The sequence below is a fragment of the Parabacteroides sp. CAG:2 genome (assembly GCF_000436315.1).
GTDB classification, from domain to species: Bacteria; Bacteroidota; Bacteroidia; order Bacteroidales; family Tannerellaceae; genus Parabacteroides; species Parabacteroides distasonis.
Map to the genome: position 1 here is coordinate 19,344 of NZ_FR885297.1, position 18,434 is coordinate 37,777.

General features: G+C 44.3%; 11 protein-coding genes. 6 read left to right on the forward strand and 5 right to left on the reverse strand.

Annotated elements, in window-relative coordinates; genetic code table 11:
* Window positions 1-688 precede the first annotated feature (688 nt).
* Together dnaE and trxA are read left to right on the forward strand one after the other, a co-directional pair.
* Window positions 689-4,492: a DNA polymerase III subunit alpha gene (gene dnaE, locus QVP94_RS09725; protein WP_288213221.1), complete on the forward strand. Its 3,804-nt coding sequence runs from the start codon at window positions 689-691 to the stop codon at window positions 4,490-4,492.
* Window positions 4,493-4,579: 87 nt separating this feature from the next.
* On the forward strand, window positions 4,580-4,897 hold the full coding sequence (trxA, locus tag QVP94_RS09730; RefSeq protein WP_005867529.1) for a thioredoxin: 318 nt from the start codon (window positions 4,580-4,582) through the stop codon (window positions 4,895-4,897).
* A 60-nt stretch (window positions 4,898-4,957) separates the two neighbouring features.
* On the opposite strand, the gene mnmC2 is transcribed toward trxA, so the two are convergent.
* The gene (mnmC2, locus tag QVP94_RS09735) at window positions 4,958-5,620 is read right to left on the reverse strand and encodes a tRNA (5-methylaminomethyl-2-thiouridine)(34)-methyltransferase MnmC2 (protein WP_005859496.1); all 663 of its coding nucleotides are present in this window, start codon (window positions 5,618-5,620) and stop codon (window positions 4,958-4,960) included.
* Between the two features lie 70 nt (window positions 5,621-5,690).
* Here mnmC2 and QVP94_RS09740 point away from each other — a divergent pair, with 70 nt between their 5' ends.
* On the forward strand, window positions 5,691-8,084 hold the full coding sequence (locus QVP94_RS09740; RefSeq protein WP_005859498.1) for a TonB-dependent receptor: 2,394 nt from the start codon (window positions 5,691-5,693) through the stop codon (window positions 8,082-8,084).
* A gap of 132 nt (window positions 8,085-8,216) precedes the next feature.
* Window positions 8,217-10,865 carry an ATP-binding protein gene (locus QVP94_RS09745; RefSeq protein WP_005859501.1) on the forward strand — a complete coding sequence of 883 codons (2,649 nt, stop codon included), beginning with the start codon at window positions 8,217-8,219 and terminating at the stop codon, window positions 10,863-10,865.
* Here QVP94_RS09745 and QVP94_RS09750 read toward each other — a convergent pair.
* Window positions 10,860-11,867: a sensor histidine kinase gene (locus tag QVP94_RS09750; protein WP_005859503.1), complete on the reverse strand. Its 1,008-nt coding sequence runs from the start codon at window positions 11,865-11,867 to the stop codon at window positions 10,860-10,862. The genes QVP94_RS09745 and QVP94_RS09750 overlap by 6 nt on opposite strands.
* Window positions 11,864-13,228: a sigma-54-dependent transcriptional regulator gene (locus QVP94_RS09755; protein WP_005859505.1), complete on the reverse strand. Its 1,365-nt coding sequence runs from the start codon at window positions 13,226-13,228 to the stop codon at window positions 11,864-11,866. The genes QVP94_RS09750 and QVP94_RS09755 overlap by 4 nt, the downstream gene beginning before the upstream one ends.
* A gap of 216 nt (window positions 13,229-13,444) precedes the next feature.
* Here QVP94_RS09755 and QVP94_RS09760 point away from each other — a divergent pair, with 216 nt between their 5' ends.
* On the forward strand, window positions 13,445-14,050 hold the full coding sequence (locus QVP94_RS09760) for a DUF4858 domain-containing protein (RefSeq protein ID WP_005859506.1): 606 nt from the start codon (window positions 13,445-13,447) through the stop codon (window positions 14,048-14,050).
* Here QVP94_RS09760 and nudC read toward each other — a convergent pair.
* A complete protein-coding gene (nudC, locus tag QVP94_RS09765; RefSeq protein WP_005859508.1) occupies window positions 14,021-14,794 on the reverse strand; it encodes an NAD(+) diphosphatase in 774 nt (257 codons plus the stop codon). The two genes, QVP94_RS09760 and nudC, sit on opposite strands and share 30 nt — an antisense overlap.
* A 213-nt stretch (window positions 14,795-15,007) precedes the next feature.
* Between nudC and QVP94_RS09770 the strand changes: the two genes are divergently transcribed.
* The gene (locus QVP94_RS09770) at window positions 15,008-17,395 is read left to right on the forward strand and encodes an ABC transporter permease (RefSeq protein WP_022192491.1); all 2,388 of its coding nucleotides are present in this window, start codon (window positions 15,008-15,010) and stop codon (window positions 17,393-17,395) included.
* On the opposite strand, the gene QVP94_RS09775 is transcribed toward QVP94_RS09770, so the two are convergent.
* Window positions 17,334-18,434: response regulator transcription factor (locus tag QVP94_RS09775; RefSeq protein ID WP_288213222.1), on the reverse strand; the 1,101-nt coding region annotated here is incomplete at its 5' end. The genes QVP94_RS09770 and QVP94_RS09775 overlap by 62 nt on opposite strands.

The window sequence follows — 18,434 nt, forward strand, 5'->3', positions numbered from 1 at the left end:
AACGACTAGTCTAAACCATCGTTTAGATCTTGCGTTTTTCGAGAGATACAAAGGGGAGTTTGTGGAAGGAAGAGCTCGTTTCGTAAAGGATAGCCTATCCTATTGATAAGAAAGCGAATAAGGCATGAAAAAAATAACACAGAAGGGTTGCAAGTGTCAAAGAAATGCGTACCTTTGCAAATGACTAATTAAAACGATCGTTTAAATCAATCATTTTTCTCTTCTATTATTTAATGTACATGCGTACATTAGTAAATACACCATCGAATAATCAACAAAAGTAAGATCACCTTTTGCGATAGATCGGAATATTAGTTTCCCTTGTTCTAGCAAAATGACACTTTGTAAACAGAACTCCCTGAGATTCGCTTTTTCCAAGCATAAGTACAGTATAAAACGGCTTTTCACACAGAAAAACGCCATTCATAACTATCTTCCATCCGCTAGTTCGAGCACCTCACGAAAACCTCCTGTCACGATATACGGCTTATATCAAGCAAAATATCAATACAACATCTGTTTATATAACATATAGATTCTATAGAATCACACATATTATAACCTCATTATATCCTTCAAAAAAGACGTACGTGTTTTTTTAAAAGCAAAACAACCTCTCTCGTACTAAAAAATATTTCCTACCTTTATGCACTCATTTCAATATGCACCAGACTATACATTAATATATATGGAACCGTTTATTCATTTACACGTACATACCCAGTATTCCTTGCTGGACGGACAGGCATCCATCGACGCGTTGATCGACAAAGCGTACAAAGACGGAATGCGTGCGATCGCCGTAACAGACCATGGCGTTATGTTCGGTATCAAGGAGTTTTTCAATAAGGTTAGCAAAAAGAACAGTAAACCTCTCGGGATCATCAAGGACTCCGAGAAAGAACTAAAACCGCTGCTGGCCAAGGATGCGCCAACCGATGAGGAACAACAAAGGATAACGGAACTACAAAAACAAATCGCCGAAGCGAAAGCTTCCATCTTCAAGCCGATCATCGGGTGCGAATGTTATTGCGCTCGCAACGGAAGGCATAGCAAGCTGGCCTCGCAAGACGACCGTAGCGGCTGGCACTTGATCGTTCTGGCCAAAAATAAGAACGGATACAAGAACCTGATCAAGATGGTATCCCTCTCATGGACGGAAGGATTCTACGGACGTCCGCGTATCGACAAAGAGTTGTTGGAGAAATACCACGAGGATCTGATCATCTGCTCCGCCTGTTTAGGTGGAGAGATTCCACAGCATATCATGCACGGACGAATCGATAAGGCCGAGGAGTCTATCAAATGGTTCAAAAACTTATTCGGAGAAGACTATTACCTTGAGATGCAACGGCACGAGACACACGACCCTAACGCTGATTGCACGATTTTCCCGCATCAACAAGAGGTGAACAAGGTACTGATCGAACTTGCTCACAAACATAATATCAAGCTAATCGCCACCAACGACGTCCATTTCGTCAATGCCGACGACGCTGAGGCTCACGACCGCCTGATCTGCCTTAGTACCGGCAAAGACTTGGACGACCCCAAGCGTATGCGCTACTCCAAGCAAGAATGGATGAAGACAACCGCCGAGATGAACACCATCTTCGCCGATATCCCCGAAGCTTTGAGTAATACGCTCGAGATAGCCGACAAAATAGAATTCTACTCCATCGACAGCGGTCCTATCATGCCGACTTTCGCCATTCCCGAGGAGTTCGGTACCGAGGAGTCCTACCGTCAGAAATTGACAGAGCATGATTTATTTGAGGAATTCACCCGAGACGAGAACGGTAATGTCGTATTAAGCGAGGAAGAGGCGCACTCCAAAATCAAGAAATTAGGTGGATACGACAAACTATACCGCATCAAGCTGGAAGCCGACTATTTGGCGAAATTGACATACGACGGAGCCAAGGAGCTTTACGGAGACCCCTTGAACGATGAAGTAAAGGAGCGTCTGAACTTCGAGTTACATATCATGAAGACCATGGGTTTCCCCGGCTACTTCTTGATCGTGCAAGATTTCATCCGTGCCGCTCGTGAGGAACTCGGTGTATCCGTAGGACCGGGACGTGGTTCGGCCGCCGGATCTGCCGTAGCTTATTGCTTAGGGATCACCAAGATCGACCCGATCAAATATGACCTCCTGTTCGAGCGTTTCTTGAATCCGGACCGTATCTCCCTCCCCGATATCGATACCGACTTCGATGATGATGGCCGTGGCGAGGTCTTACGCTGGGTAACGGAGAAATACGGTGCCGAGCGTGTGGCTCATATCATTACTTATGGTACGATGGCTACCAAGTCCGCTATCAAAGATGTCGCCCGGGTACAGAAATTACCGTTATCCGAATCGAACCGGTTAGCCAAATTGGTTCCGGATAAGATCCCTGACATGAAGAAGTTCAAATTGGGCGACGCCATCAAGTATGTGCCGGAACTAAAAGAGGCGGCTAACGGAAATGATCCGCTGGCACGGGATACCTTGAAATACGCCCAGATGCTGGAAGGCAACGTCCGTAACACGGGTGTACACGCCTGCGGTGTCATTATCGGACGTTATGATATATCGGATGTCGTACCTGTCAGTACGGCGAAAGACAAGGATACCGGCGAGGAGATGCTGGTTACCCAATACGAGGGTTCCGTGATCGAGGAAACCGGATTGATCAAGATGGACTTCTTGGGCTTGAAGACCTTGTCCATCATCAAGGAAGCGATCGAGAACGTGAAACTGACTACCGGACATGATCTGGATATCGACCATATCAGTCTGGAGGACCCCAAGACTTATAAATTGTATTGCGACGGAAAGACAACCGGTACATTCCAGTTCGAGTCCGCCGGTATGCAAAAGTATTTGAAGGAGTTGCAACCTTCTAAATTCGAGGACTTGATCGCCATGAACGCCCTGTATCGCCCGGGCCCAATGGATTACATCCCTTCTTTTATCGCCCGTAAACAGGGTAAGGAGGAGATCAAGTACGATATTCCCGTCATGGAACGCTACCTAAAAGATACGTACGGTATTACGGTCTATCAGGAGCAGGTCATGCTTCTATCCCGTTTGCTCGCTAACTTCACGCGTGGTGAGAGTGATGCCTTACGTAAGGCGATGGGTAAGAAGTTGATCGAGAAGATGAACCACTTGAAGTCTAAATTTATGGCTGGTGGTCAAGCCAACGGCTATAAAGAGGAAACTTTAAATAAGATCTGGTCCGACTGGGAGAAGTTCGCCTCATACGCATTCAATAAGAGTCACGCTACTTGTTACTCATGGGTGGCTTATCAGACCGCTTACTTGAAAGCGAACTTCCCGTCCGAGTATATGGCCGCCGTCTTGAGCCGAAGCTTATCCAATATCACGGATATCACGAAGTTCATGGATGAATGTAAAGCGATGGGTATTCAAGTATTGGGACCGGACGTGAACGAGTCTATCTTGAAGTTCAGCGTAGATAAGAACAAGAACATCCGCTTCGGGCTAGGCGCCGTGAAAGGCGTAGGTGAGTCAGCCGTACAAAATATCATAGAGGAACGCAAGAAGAACGGCCCGTACAAGAGTATCTTCGATTTCGTAGAACGGGTGAACTTGACCGCTTGCAATAAGAAAAACATAGAGTCCATGGCTTTGGCCGGAGCGTTCGATAACTTCGGTATCCAGCGTGAGCAGTTCTTCACCGACAGTGGAAAAGGGAAATTGTTCTTGGATACCTTGGTTCGCTATGGTAACAAATACCAGATGGATAAGAGCACGGCAGTCAACTCTTTATTCGGTGGAGACGCCTTGATCGCCATCGCTAAACCGGAGATCCCGCAATGCGAGCGTTGGAGCGATCTCGAACGCCTAAATAAAGAGAAGGAGTTGGTCGGTATTTACCTATCCGCCCACCCGTTGGATGAATACCGTATCATATTAAAGTATGTATGTAATACCGGCATGGTAGAACTTAACGAGCGGGAAACCTTACAAGGCCGGGAGGTTTTATTAGGTGGTATCGTCACCGGTTTCCGGGAAGGAATGACCAAGAACGGAAAGCCTTACGGAATCTTGAAGATCGAGGATTTCACGGGTAGTGGCGAGATCCCTCTTTTCGGACAGGATTATATCGAATACAGCAAGTATGGTAAAATAGGGATGTATCTCTTGATCACAGCCCGTGTAGAGCCTAGCCGCTGGGACCCCAATAAACTGGACTTCAAGATTGGTACCGTCAACCTTTTGCAAGACGAGAAAGACAAGCTGATCGAGAAAATCAGTATCACGGTCCCGATCCATGATTTGGACGAGCCGACTATCAATGAGCTTTCGGTATTGATCAAGAACAATCCGGGCCATAGCCTGTTATATTTTAAGGTTGTCGATGGGGAACATAATATTTCCCTAAATCTCTTCTCCCAAAATATCCGCTTAAACGTGACCCGTGAGCTGGTAGACTTTTTACAGGAGAACGAGAATATCGATTTTAAAATTAATGGTTAAAGTTGTACGACGCTGAAAGAATTTGTACTTTTGGCGTCATAACAATCATTAGATTATAATTCATAATTAAATAATACGTAATTCAAAATGGCACTACAAATTACAGACGCTAATTTCGAGGAGTTGGTTAACTCCGGAAAGCCCATGGTTCTTGACTTTTGGGCAGAGTGGTGTGGCCCTTGCCGCATGGTATCTCCTATCATTGATGAGTTGGCAACCGAATACGAAGGTCGTGTGACGATCGGTAAAATGAACGTTGACGAGAATGACGATGTAGTCGGACAATTCGGTATCCGCAACATCCCTACCGTTCTTTTCTTCAAAGACGGTAAGATGGTTGATAAAGTAGTAGGCGCTACGGCTAAGGATAAGTTCGTAGAAAAGATCGAGGCAATGCTTAAATAATTGAAAGTTGAGAATTGAGAATTGAAAATACCGAGGAATACGCTCTGTAACTTTCAATTCTCAATTTTTAATACCCCTAAGTATATGTCGCTTGCCCGGAGGACCGGGAAGACGGCTCATCTCAAAACCAGCCGCTTGCATACCTCTGCGTACCTCTCCTTTTGCGCAATAGGTTACGATCACTCCGCCCGGTGCGGTATGAGCATACAAACGATTATAGATTTCCTGATTCCACATCTCCGGTTGTTTCTCGGGCGCAAACGCGTCGAAATAGATCAAATCGATATCATCCGGTAGTTCACAGGCGTTACTATTTCCTTCTATTTTATGAAGTGTAAAGCGCTCTGAGATTGAAACGGGAGTATTCCACTCCGCTTCATGCAAGGCTAAGAATAACTCTTTTCTCTCCGGCCAGATCAGCTCCCCATAATTCAAGGCACGAATCGTATCTAAAGGAAGCGGGTATAACTCTACTGTATGATAATCAATATGATGTGCTTGAGATAGCTCGACATCCTTCAATGTCAAGAAGGCGTTCAGCCCTGTACCGAAGCCAATCTCCACGATTCGGATAAAGTCTTTTTCAAGCGCATGCAATCCCGCCTCTATAAATATATGTCTTGATTCCTGCAGGGCCCCGTTCACGGAATGATAATGTTCATCCATCGCCGGAATATATAGTGTATGGCTTCCATCCGCCGTTATCTGTAATTCTTTCTCCATATGTATGCAAAGATAATACATACGAATCAGAATAATACTTATCTTTACCGCTATAAATATGATATAAGATATGGATAGACGCCATCTTTACTTCTTACTATTCTTATTATGTACCATACAAGCCGCTATCGGTCAACAGCGCTCCTTCTCTATCAAGGGAGTTGTAAAAGACGCGTCAAGCGGACAGCCGATACCTTTCGCTAACGTAGTGGTATGGAACACGACGCAAGGGGCGGTCACCGATTCCACCGGATTATTCGAGATATCCGGCATATCACCCGGAAGCTATCGTCTCCAATCCTCCTTTCTGGGATATAAGCCCTTCGTTACCGCCGAATTCAGACTAGCGAATAAAGATATATTCTTCCCGATCGAGCTAGAGGAAGCCAGCCAGAATCTGCAAGAGGTTAGCGTAGTAGCCTCTCCGTTCCGTAAAACCGCCGAAAGTCCGCTAGGACTTCGTGTAATCGGTTTCAAGGAGATAGAGAAAAGCGCGGGAGGAAACCGGGATATCTCCCGGGTAGTACAAACCTTTCCCGGAGTAGCGTCCACGGCAGCGTTTCGTAACGACTTGATGGTAAGAGGAGGAGGTCCCTCGGAAAACCGTTTCTTTTTGGATGGCGTAGAGATACCGAATATCAACCATTTCTCTACCCAAGGAGCCTCCGGAGGTCCGGTCGGTATTATCAATCCCGATTTTATCCGGGAGGTCAACTTTTATTCGGCCGCATTCCCCGCATCCAAAGGGAACACTTTAAGTTCGGTATTGGATTTTAAACTACAAGATGGGAATAAGGAGAAATTCTCATTGCGAGGAGTCCTAGGAGCCTCAGATATCGGTGTGTCCGCTAATGGACCGCTAGGAAAAAAGACCACTTACCAAGTGTCTGTTCGTCGCTCTTACCTTCAATTCCTTTTCGATATGATCGGCTTGCCGTTCTTACCTACTTTCACGGATGCCCAATTCAAGATTAAGCACTCCTTCAACCCCAAGAATGAGCTTACAGTTCTCGGATTAGGGGCGATCGATGATATGAAGCTGAATACAGGAATGAAAGACATGAGCGAGAAAAACCAATATATCCTCTCTTACTTGCCGGTCGTAAAACAAAAAACGTATACCCTTGGAGCGGTTTATAAACACTACGCCGGTAAAAATCTCTACTCGGTCATTATCAGCCGTAGCCAGACCAACAATAAGAATATTAAATACAAAGACAATGATGAAAGCCAAGTAGAGAATCTCTCCTTAAATTACCGTTCGGACGAGATTGAGAATAAGTTCCGAACGGAAAACACGTTCCGCTTACCATTCATTCAATTGAATGTCGGAGGAAACATCGAATACGCCCAATACACGAATGACACCTATCAAAAGCAATTTACCTCTATCCCCCGTACCATCGTATATCAAACAGACCTTGGCATATGGAAGTGGGGTATCTATGCCACGGCTATTTATGAGAGTTATAACGAGCGGTTTACCGCCTCTTTAGGTGTTCGTGCGGACGCAAACAATTATTCCTCGGATATGAATAATTTGTTAGATCAGTTATCTCCTCGCCTATCCTTATCCTACCGCTTGTCCGATCCGCTTTATATAAACGCGAATATCGGACGCTACTACGAGCTTCCTCCTTATACGACATTGGGATTCAAGGATAATGAAGGTAATTATGTAAACCGGACAAATCATTTAAGCTATATCCGAAGCGACCAAGCCGGATTAGGCTTGGAATACCGTCCTACCTCATACTTGAAATTCACGACCGAAGGATTCTATAAACATTATGATCGTTATCCGATGTCCATACTCGACAGTATCCCACTCGCATCGAAAGGTACAGACTATGGTGTCTTGGGAAATGAGGCCGTATCGTCTACCGCTACAGGGCGAGCTTATGGACTTGAGATCATGGGACGTTGGTATAATTATAAAGGGCTTACTTTCATCGCATCCTACACTTTGGTAAGAAGCGAATTCAAGGATGGGAGAAATATGGACACTTATCTTCCCTCGGCTTGGGACAATAAGCATCTGTTCACGTTTAGCGGGACTTATTCTTTACCCAAGAACTGGGACGTAGGCGCCAAGTTCCGGGTAGTAGGAGGCGCTCCCTATACGCCTTACGATGTAGAAAAGAGTAGTTATGTAGAAGCTTGGGACGCTAATAACGGGCTATACTATGATTACAGCCGGTTTAACAGCGAACGGCTCAAGCCATTCACGCAGTTAGATATCCGTATCGATAAAACATTTTACTTCAAAAAGATCATGCTTGGAGCCTATATCGACATCCAAAACATATTGAATTCCAAATACAAAGAGCAAGACGTATATATCAAAACGGGTAAAATTATCAACCCGGAAGCTCCCATATATGAACAACGGTACGAATTAAGACCGATAGAACGTCTTACAGGAACGCTTCTCCCAAGTATCGGAGTGATGATCGAGTTATAGATTTTAGGCGTAATAGATTCTTTTTATTTTGAATTTCAGCAATTAATCATAAATCTTTCCTATTTTTGTGGTCTGTATTAATAACAAATAGTACTTTAATCGCAAATAAGCACATGAATAGGTAGGTAAAGAATGACATTATTAAAAAACTACATACGATTCGTACTCTTTATCGTGTTAAGTCTGGTCTTTTCTTTCCACTTATACGCTACAGATAATGCAGGCCCTATTTTAATCATTAGCTCCTACAATCCCGATACACGTAATACGACCGCCAATATTTCCGAGTTTATGGAGGAATATAAGCGGGGAGGTGGTATCTCGCCGGTGGTTATCGAGAACATGAACTGTAAGAGCCTCCCGGAAGCCCCCTTATGGGACGGTAAGATGAGAGGTATATTGGATAAATATAAGGAAAATAACACCCCTCAGCTTATCATTATCTTAGGTCAAGAGGCATGGGCTTCTTATATCTCCCAAGAATACAAGCCTGATATACCGGTTTTATGCGGTATGATCAGTAAGAATGCGATCTTATTACCCGACTCGGATTTAAATGTCGCCGAATGGGAGCCGAAATACATCGATATCCAAGAGTACGTAGATAAAGGTTTACACCTTGGCGGGTTCTTGTATTCTTATGACGTAAAAGAAAATATCCGGTTAATACGTAAGCTATATCCCAAAACTCAAAATATAGCATTAATCACCGATAATACCTACGGTGGTTTAGCTATGCAGACCTTGGTAAAAAAGGAAATGGAAAATATCAAGGATCTGAACTTGATATTACTGGATGGAAGAAAGAATAATATCTACACCATCGTTGAGCAAATCAAGAACCTGCCGGATCAGACCGTGATATTGATCGGTACATGGCGTGTAGACGTGAACGACGGGTATTATGTTGGAAATGCCACGTATACCATGATGACCGCCAATCCCAGAATCCCAACATTCACATTGGCATCCGTCGGCATAGGGCACTGGGCCATCGGAGGTTTCAGTCCCAAATACAGGCCTATAGGTTCCGATTTGGCAAAAGAGGCTTTAAGTATATTGGAGAAGAAAATCGCCCCTAAAGATATCCATCCCCAAATCATCCCCAATGGATATGTGTTCGACGCTTCAAAGATCAAGGCTTTTGATATCAGCAAACTGTCATTGCCCCACGACGCTACTATTATCAACGAGGACCCGAGCCTATTCTCCAAATACAGGTTCGAGATATTGCTAAGCGTAATCACCGTATTGTTTATTTTCCTGATTATGATATTAATCTTCTTTATCCGGACCAATAAGCTGAAAGATAAGTTATTGGATCTACAGAAAGATAATATACTAATCATGAATAATATCCAAGCTTCTATCTATTTCATCAAGCCGGATTATACCGTAAAATGGAGAAACGAGGTAGAGTTCCATGACTGTATCCCTGAATTCGGTCCGGCTAATTGCTTCTTGGTCAAGAACGGAGTAAAGCCTTATTGTACCCGTTGCACGGTCGCAAAGGCCATGGAAACCAAAAAGCAGGTCGATATCACGAATGAGTTCGGCGATGGAAAGTATCTTCATATTTTGGCGAACCCTGTATTAGACGAGCACAACAACCTTATCGGGGTTATTTTCAAGAAAGAAGACGTGACAAAACAAAAACAGGCGGAGAACGAACTGAGGAAAGCGAAAGAGAAAGCGGAAGAGTCCGATCGTTTGAAATCCGCATTCTTGGCGAATATGAGTCATGAGATTCGAACGCCATTGAATGCGATCGTCGGTTTCTCCGGATTATTGGCCGTAACCGAGAATATGGAGGATAAAGAGGAATATATCAATATCATTAATAGCAACAACGACCTGCTATTGCAATTGATCAATGATATTCTCGATCTAGCCAAGATAGAGGCGGGTACGCTAGAATTCGTGGATTCAGACGTAGATGTCAATCAACTATTCTCCGATATCGAGCAGTCTTCCCGTTTGAAGGCGCAAGATGGTGTGCAGGTATGCTTTGTCGAGAAGATCCCGAATTGTATCTTACGCACCGACCGTAACCGGGTCTCCCAAGTCATTACCAACTTTATCAACAATGCCATCAAGTTCACAACTCAAGGTAGCATCCTGTTTGGCTACCGCCGTAGAGACGATGAGTTGTATTTCTATGTAAAAGATACGGGATGCGGTATCGCCAAGGATAAGATCGGTCAAGTTTTCACCCGTTTCGTTAAGTTAAATAGCTTTGTGCAAGGAACGGGGCTGGGATTATCGATTTGCCAGATGATTATCAAGCGTCTGGGTGGAGATATAGGGGTGGAATCAGAGCAAGGAAAAGGTTCTACATTCTGGTTTACGTTGCCCTATTCGATACTAGAGATGCAGGAAGTCCCGCATGAGAAACCAAAGACCGAGAATGTACAGAAGAGCCAGTCATCCAAATCTGCAACCCTATTAATAGCGGAAGATAACGAAAGCAACTATACTTTATTCCAAGCCATGTTGAAAGATTATAACCTTATACACGCATGGAACGGGGAACAAGCGATCGATTTATTCAATAAATATCAACCGGACTTAATCCTAATGGACCTAAAAATGCCGATCGTAGACGGCTATGAGGCTACACGGGTAATTCGGGAAAAGAACCAGTCCATTCCTATCATCGCCGTAACAGCTTTCGCCTTCGCGGAAGATGAGGAACGGGTAAAACAAAGCGGATTCTCCTCTTACATCGCTAAACCGATCAAGCCGGATAAGCTAATCGCATGTATTAATACTTATTTATAGAATCCGTTTGGTAACAATCGGAAAACGCAAAACGAAAGAGGAACCCTTCTCTACTTGAGAGTCGAGACTAATACTTCCTCTATGACGGTTCATGATCTGCCGGCAAAGACTTAATCCGATGCCGGAACCTTTAGATTTAGTCGTGAAGAAAGGAACGAAGATTTTGTCGATTGCCTCGGGAACAATTCCGCTACCATTATCAATCACCGAAATAATTACCATACCGTTTTTTTGGACAGCCTCCACTATAATTTGAGGGGATAAGGATTCTTCACAAGCCTCTATCGCATTTTTCAATAGATTAATTAATACTTGTTCCACCATGATCCGGTCCGCATATAAATTCAAGTCTTCCGGCTTTACATGAAAGAAGAGGATATCGGATTTCTCCGGGAATAGAAGCCGGATATCGTCAAAGAGAGCCGAAACCGAGAAGTTTCGTAAAGTAGGTAAAGGCAGACGGGTTAATTTCCGATAATTCTCGACAAAATCCAATAACCCCTTACTTCTTCGGTGGATCGTTTGCATGGCTTGTACCATAATAGCGTAGTCTTTCTCATTCATGCCATTTATCGTCGCACGCTCGGCTACCGTCTCCGATAAAGAGATTACCGGAGCGATCGAGTTCATGATCTCATGCGTCAATACCCGGATAAGTTTCTGCCATGCCTCGGTTTCCGCCTCAGCGACCACCGAACTATACAATCGACTCCGCAAAGCCTCCAAGGCAGCGTTCATAGAAGAGGCCAAAGCCTTTTCGTCTTCCGTCATTGAATCGGAAGGATAAAACAGGCTCAGATCCCCGTAATGAATACTCTCTATCAGGTATTCCATCCGCTTAACAGTCTTTTGCTGATCCTTATATAAGAAAACCGAAAGCGCAAGAATACAAAATCCGAACAGCGCAGGAATAAACAAAAACCCTTTCAGCATTAAGAATGAGGCAGTAAAAGACAAGACCACGATCCCCAAAATACGAGCGAACAACAAGTAACGTATCATAAGCCAAATTTCTCCAATTTACGATACAAGGTAAAGCGGGTAATCCCTAGAAGCTCGGCGGCACGAGTGATATTCCCCTCGGCACGACGTAAGGCACGTTCGATCGCTTCTTTCTCCAATACCGTCAAATTTAACTCATCGGATGGTTCCTTATCCCTAAGCGGGACAGAACGCAGAATAAAGTCTTCCGGCCTTAGCCAATTACTTTCAGACAAGATAACCGCCCGTTCAATCGCATGTTGCAGTTCACGTACATTACCGGGCCAAGCATAATTATGTAGCTTATTCTTCCCATCCCTGTTAATGCCCTTCAAGTCTTTCTTATATTTACGGGCATACTTCGACAAGAAATGTTCAGCCAATAAGATCACGTCATTTCCTCGTTCCCTCAAGGGAGGAATATGTAACTCGATCGTATTAATACGATATAAAAGATCTTGCCGGAAAGTACCTTCTGCCACAAGATGATGGATATTCACGTTCGTTGCGCAGATCAACCGGATATCAATCGGTATGGGTTGCGTTGCTCCCAAGCGGGTTATCTGTCGTTTTTCCAAAGCGGTCAACAGTTTCGCTTGCATGGAAAGGCTTAAGTTCCCGATCTCATCCAAGAACAAGGTACCACCGGAAGCTACCTCCATTCGTCCCGGCTTTTCCTTACGGGCATCCGTAAAAGCCCCTTTCTCATAGCCAAATAATTCACTCTCGAAAAGTTGTTCCGGAATAGAGCCCACATCGATCCCGACGAAAAGATTCTCCGAACGCGGAGATTGATGATATAAGGCGCGGGCAACTAAATCTTTACCGGTTCCATTCTCCCCCAAGATTAATATATTGGCATCCGTATTCTTTAATTTATCGACCGTAGCGAAAATAGCCTGCATCGGTTCGCTTTCACCGATGATCTCGAAGCCAGCATCCTCGGGTGAACTAAGAATCTCAACTTGTTTCTTTAAATTTCGCACTTCCGCCCTACTCTCCCGAAGTTCCAATGCAGAAGAGAGTGTAGCGAGTAATTTCTCCTTTTCCCAAGGTTTCGGGATAAAGTCGGTAGCTCCCGCCTTAATCGCCCGCACGGCCTTATCCGTATCCGAATAGGCAGTCATAAAAAGAACCACCACGTCCGGGTCTATCTTCTTTATCTTCTCCAGCCAATAGAAACCCTCCTGACCACTAATAGCATCCCGTTTGAAATTCATATCCAACAAGATAATATCCGGGATAAAAGTCCGCATGAAATGATCGATGCGCTCCGGTTGCGTAGCCACTCTTATTTGTTCCATATAGGGCTCCAGTAATAAGTTAAGGGCAAAAAGGATGTCCTCATTATCATCTATAATTAATAGTTTTCCCTTTTTCATAAGCGCTGAACTAGTTTGTGATGCCTCAAAGGTAGGTATTAAATCAATGGAAGAAGCGTGCGTAATCGAACGATTACCGTGCGCAGATGAACTGTTAAATTAATAGTCCGCAAAGAGGGTTAAGATTAAGTAAACGGTAAGACTATTTAAGCGAAAGAAAAAACGAGGAGAAAGAAGGAAGACTATCTTTGAACACAATTAACAATTCAGGCATTCATGAGACCACTATTGATTGGATTTTTCGTCTGTATAAATATACACTTAGGCTATGCGCAATGGACTGAGCAAGATTCGATCTGGCTAAAGGATGTATTAGCAGGCAAAGATTCCATCAAATTGAACCCTGAATTCCAAAAAGCAATCCAAAGCGGTTCTTTCCTCAACCCGGAACCGGGAAAACCGATGGGGAAACCTCAACTGGCCGCTCCCAGCAATATCCCTATCACCAAAGATTTCTCAGAATATATCCAACAAGACGATACGACACACCGAAAAGTAGCATTGAAGGATTTACCGCCATCGGTATTCTGGCGACATAATCCACCGTATAAAAAGATACTGCCTGTCTATCAATCTATCTTAGATGAATTGAAAAGGACTCCGTCCAGTGGTCGTACCTCACTAGCTACCTTCGATCTAGGAAGGATGACCAGCCGGAAAACATATGTCCATAAACGCAACGCAAAACGCAACGGAACTTGGCAAAACTACGGCAACCTCCCTACCCCGGATGTCATCTCTAAAAAAAAGAAATTCGAAAGACAACAGGCAGAGGCCGCAAAAAAGGACTCCTCATTGATGATCCAACCACCAATCGATTAGCTTACGGGCCAAGCTCAACTTACGGGGGATCTCCGGTAGATTATCTTTGGTATAGAAGGCACCAGAGCTTAGTTCCTCATCCTGCAACTTAATTTCCCCACTTACATAATCCGCTACAAAGCCAACCATCAAGCCACTCGGATAAGGCCAAGGTTGGTTTCCGAAATAAGTGATATTATCGACCTCTAAACCCGTTTCCTCACGGACCTCCCTGCGCACACACTCTTCCAAGGTCTCGCCAACTTCTAAGAATCCGGCCACTAATCCATGGAAAGTTCCCCGGAAATTACGGGCATGTACCAAAAGAATCGAATCCTCCTTACGGATCAAGACGATCATCGCTGCTGAGATTGTCGGATAAATCTCATGTTTGCAAGAAGGACATTGCTTCGTGATCGACGTAGTCTGCACGGTAGGAGTACCACATACCGGACAGAAACGGCTATGGCTATCCCAATAAAGCAATTGATAAGCCTTACCCGCCTTCTCGTAACACGCTCTCGAGATATAATCCCAAGAGGCACGCAACCCCATATGTACGTAACGGTCATTCCCCTCCACCGGAGTATCTAATTCTGCCGTACGTGCGGGAAGTCCATCCCGGTAATCAACCTCCAGCGTATGAGAAACCGGAACTGGGGGATTCTCGCCATAGGGGATGGTATACGTATCATTCTCTTTCTGAAGCAACAGTTGGTCTTTATAAAAAAGGAACCAATAACAGAGTTTATTTGAAGTTTCCATGCTAATATTCCCGAATTATCTTTCTGTATGTAAAACATCCGCAAACTTACGAATTAAAATCCAATAACGTGCGGAAGCGAACGTGCACCGTGCGAAGGCACACACAATCGTTTCTAAGCATTTTTCTATTATCTTATGATTAGCAGAACGTTACATCGATGGCACATTATTTGCCTCCTTTCTAAAAAATGAATATATTTAAAACCTATTACAATGAAACTAATGATTCGAAACTTACTTTATCTATTCAAGCGGTTTAAGACCGCTGTCGTGTTAAACCTCTTTGGCTTAACAATCGCTTTCGCCGCTTTCCTCCTGATAGTAATGCAGGTGGATTACGAGATGAATTACGATGCCATGCACAGCAAATCAGGCCGAACCTTCCGGCTAGAGGCAAATCACGGAGAATTCGAGCATAACGCCATCCATTGCCTAATGTTTAGCGATGCTTTTGTTAACTCATCCGCTCATATCACGGATTACTCCTACCGTTATCCATTCTACGGAGGAGAACGGTATTGCCAAATCGACGAAGTAGACGATCAAGGAGAAGCGAAAGTCTTTAAGGAAAACTTCCAGCTTTGTCTACCCAATATCTCAGATGTCTTTGATTTCCACATGAAAGAAGGTTCCGTCGAATGCCTATCCATTCCCGGCTCCGTACTCATTCCGGAGAGTGTCGCCAAAAGGCTGTTCGACAAACAATCCGCTATCGGTAAACGTATCCGGATGTCCGGCAGTAGTGGCTGGCAACCTGTAAGTACCACGATACTTACTATTGGGGGTGTCTATAAGGATTTCCCGGGAAATACTACGGTACAAAACCGTATTTACGTCCCGATGGACCAACTGGATCTATTAAAAAGTTCTTGGCAAATGTATGCCAACGAAATATACGTCACGCTAGACGATCCCCTAAATAAAGAGGAGGTATTGGATCATTTCAACAAGACTTTCGATTTCGCTAAAAGCCAAATGGGTTCAGCGCAAGAGATCGCATTACGTCTAACCCCCTTAAAGGATGTTTATTACACGCATGATACAACTTTCGACTTTAATCCGAAAGGTCACCGGGAGACAAATTATGTGTTACTGGGTATCGCTTTCCTCATCTTATTCATCGCCGGAATCAATTTTACCAATCTCACAACCTCGTTGATTCCCCTACGATTGAAAACGATCAATACGCACCGGGTATTAGGATGCTCCATCTATAAGTTACAAGCCATCTCACTGATTGAATCGATCGTGATCTGCTTGATATCCTACATTCTCGCCTTATTCATCGTAAACGATTTGTCTTACACACCGATCGCTAATTGGGTAGATGCGGATATACGTCTTAGTCAATACAAAGGCCTGATCCTTCTCACTGCACTGATCGCTATCTTGACGGGTTGCTTGGCGGGACTTTATCCAGCTATACGAAGTACCTCCTATGCGCCGGCCTTGGTACTAAAGGGCTCTTTCGGTCTTAGTCCCAAAGGGAAAAAAGTACGTGTCGCCCTGATCGGTTTCCAATACACGGTATCGATCGCCTTGATTATTGTCACCTTATTCATGGGACTTCAGAACCATTTCATGACCTCTAGCGAGCAACTAGGATTCAATAAAGACCAAGTAGCCATCGTGAACCTGACACCGGAGATCTACGCCAAGCATAAGCCCCAATATATCCAGAAACTTAAAGATTATCCGGGAATAGAGGATGTGGCCTTCTCCGTCTACGAATTATCGAAAGAAGATGACATGATCGATCTCGAATATGCCCGTCATGAAGATAAGGATGTATTCTTCAAGGTATTCTATGCCTCCGAGAATTTCCTTTCCGTCATGGATATCCAAGTAGAGGAAGGAAGGGATTTTACACGGGAGGATTTAAACAAGGCACAAAGTGATTATATCATCAATCCGGCGGCAGAGCGGGATTTCCACTTACATCCCGGAGATCGTTTCAATGATCGTACGGTTCTAGGAGTCAGCAAGGATTTCCGGTTTAACTCTTGCCGGATCGCAAGCTCGCCTTTCGTATTCGCATTGAATAACGATATACCCAATCCTAAATTGGTATCCTATATCCGCTTCAATTCGAAAACGAATTTACAGGAAGCTGTCGCCCACGTCCGGGAAACATTGAAAGAGATCGATCCGACTTTCCCTTTCGAGATCTCTTTCTACAACACCATCTTAAATAATTTATATCAGAAAGAACAAACACTGGGTAAACTAATCTCCCTATTCGGAATAATGGCGATCTTGATCTCTATCGTAGGTGTATTCGGACTCGTGCTATTTGAGACGCAATACCGCCGGAAAGAGATCGGTATCCGCAAGATCAACGGAGCGACTACTGGACAGATTCTTTTGATGTTCAACAAGACTTATATCCGGATTGTCTCCGTTTGCTTCATCATCTCGATTCCGATAGCATGGATGGGAACACAACAGTGGCTAGAGAATTTCGCTTATAAAACACCACTCCATCTTTGGGTCTTCATCGTAGCTTTCCTAATCATTCTCTCGGTTACGATCGGTACCGTTACTTTCCGGAACTGGCAAGCGGCGAATGAGAATCCTGTGAACTCGGTGAAGTCTGAATAAACTCACTCGGAGTGATCCCGTAAATTTCTTTAAAGCAACGGGTAAAATAGTTCGGATCGGAGAAGCCGACCTGAGCAGCTACCTCCCCGATCGAATAAGCGTGCTGCCCCAATAACTCGGCGGCACGCTTTATACGTATATTACGGGTGAATGAGGAAGCGGAGCAACCGGTAGTAGACTTTAATTTCCGAAATAAGCTGGCACGGCTCATCGCCATCTCGGAACAGAAAAGCTCTACATCAAACTCCGGGTCCTGCAAATGAGCCAGAACGACCTTTGTCACTTTCGAAAGAAATTCCTTATCCGGATCGGCGATGGTTTGCTCCGGAGTACGCAAGTCGAACCGATCCCTGAAATATAACTTTAGTTGCTCACTACGTTTGAGCAGATTCTTGATCTTCGCTTTTAAGACAGCAAGACTGAACGGTTTAGGCAGATAATCATCCGCTCCGGCTCCATACCCTTCCAATTGTTGACGTTCTTCCGCTAAAGCAGTCAATAGGATAACCGGTATATGGGCCGTCCGTTCATCCGTTTTCAAAGCCTCGCAACATTCAATCCCATTCATGACCGGCATCATTACATCCGAGACAATCACGTCCGGTAGGATCTCCAAGGCTTTCTCCAAGCCGACCTTTCCGTTTTTCGCTATCACGACCCGGTAATCCGTTTGAAAAGCATTCATCAAATAACGACATAGATCCTCATTATCCTCTACAAACAAAAGCGTTTGTCGTAGATTCTCCGGGACCGAGTTTGTTTCTTCCAATGGAACTGATTCCCGCAAAGATACCTCTTCCATTTTAGATTCCGAATACTCCAACCACTCCTCAGGATAAGCCTCTTCCGATATAGGCAAGGCAACCGTAAAAACAGAACCTTTCCCCAATTCACTCTCACATTGAATGGTTGCCTTATGTAACTCCAATAGCTCTTTTGTGTACGCAAGGCCGATCCCCGAACTCTCCGAGCGGCGAAACGCTATCGATGCCCCCTTATAATATCGATCAAAAATATACGGTAACGATTCGGGAGGAAT

Excerpts from the sequence above, each read along its gene's own strand:
- dnaE (WP_288213221.1), top strand. The coding sequence starts at position 689 with ATGGAACCGTTTATTCATTTACACGTACATACCCAGTATTCCTTGCTG.
- trxA (WP_005867529.1), top strand. The coding sequence starts at position 4,580 with ATGGCACTACAAATTACAGACGCTAATTTCGAGGAGTTGGTTAACTCC.
- mnmC2 (WP_005859496.1), bottom strand. The coding sequence starts at position 5,620 with ATGGAGAAAGAATTACAGATAACGGCGGATGGAAGCCATACACTATAT.
- QVP94_RS09740 (WP_005859498.1), top strand. The coding sequence starts at position 5,691 with ATGGATAGACGCCATCTTTACTTCTTACTATTCTTATTATGTACCATA.
- QVP94_RS09745 (WP_005859501.1), top strand. The coding sequence starts at position 8,217 with ATGACATTATTAAAAAACTACATACGATTCGTACTCTTTATCGTGTTA.
- QVP94_RS09750 (WP_005859503.1), bottom strand. The coding sequence starts at position 11,867 with ATGATACGTTACTTGTTGTTCGCTCGTATTTTGGGGATCGTGGTCTTG.
- QVP94_RS09755 (WP_005859505.1), bottom strand. The coding sequence starts at position 13,228 with ATGAAAAAGGGAAAACTATTAATTATAGATGATAATGAGGACATCCTT.
- QVP94_RS09760 (WP_005859506.1), top strand. The coding sequence starts at position 13,445 with ATGAGACCACTATTGATTGGATTTTTCGTCTGTATAAATATACACTTA.
- nudC (WP_005859508.1), bottom strand. The coding sequence starts at position 14,794 with ATGGAAACTTCAAATAAACTCTGTTATTGGTTCCTTTTTTATAAAGAC.
- QVP94_RS09770 (WP_022192491.1), top strand. The coding sequence starts at position 15,008 with ATGAAACTAATGATTCGAAACTTACTTTATCTATTCAAGCGGTTTAAG.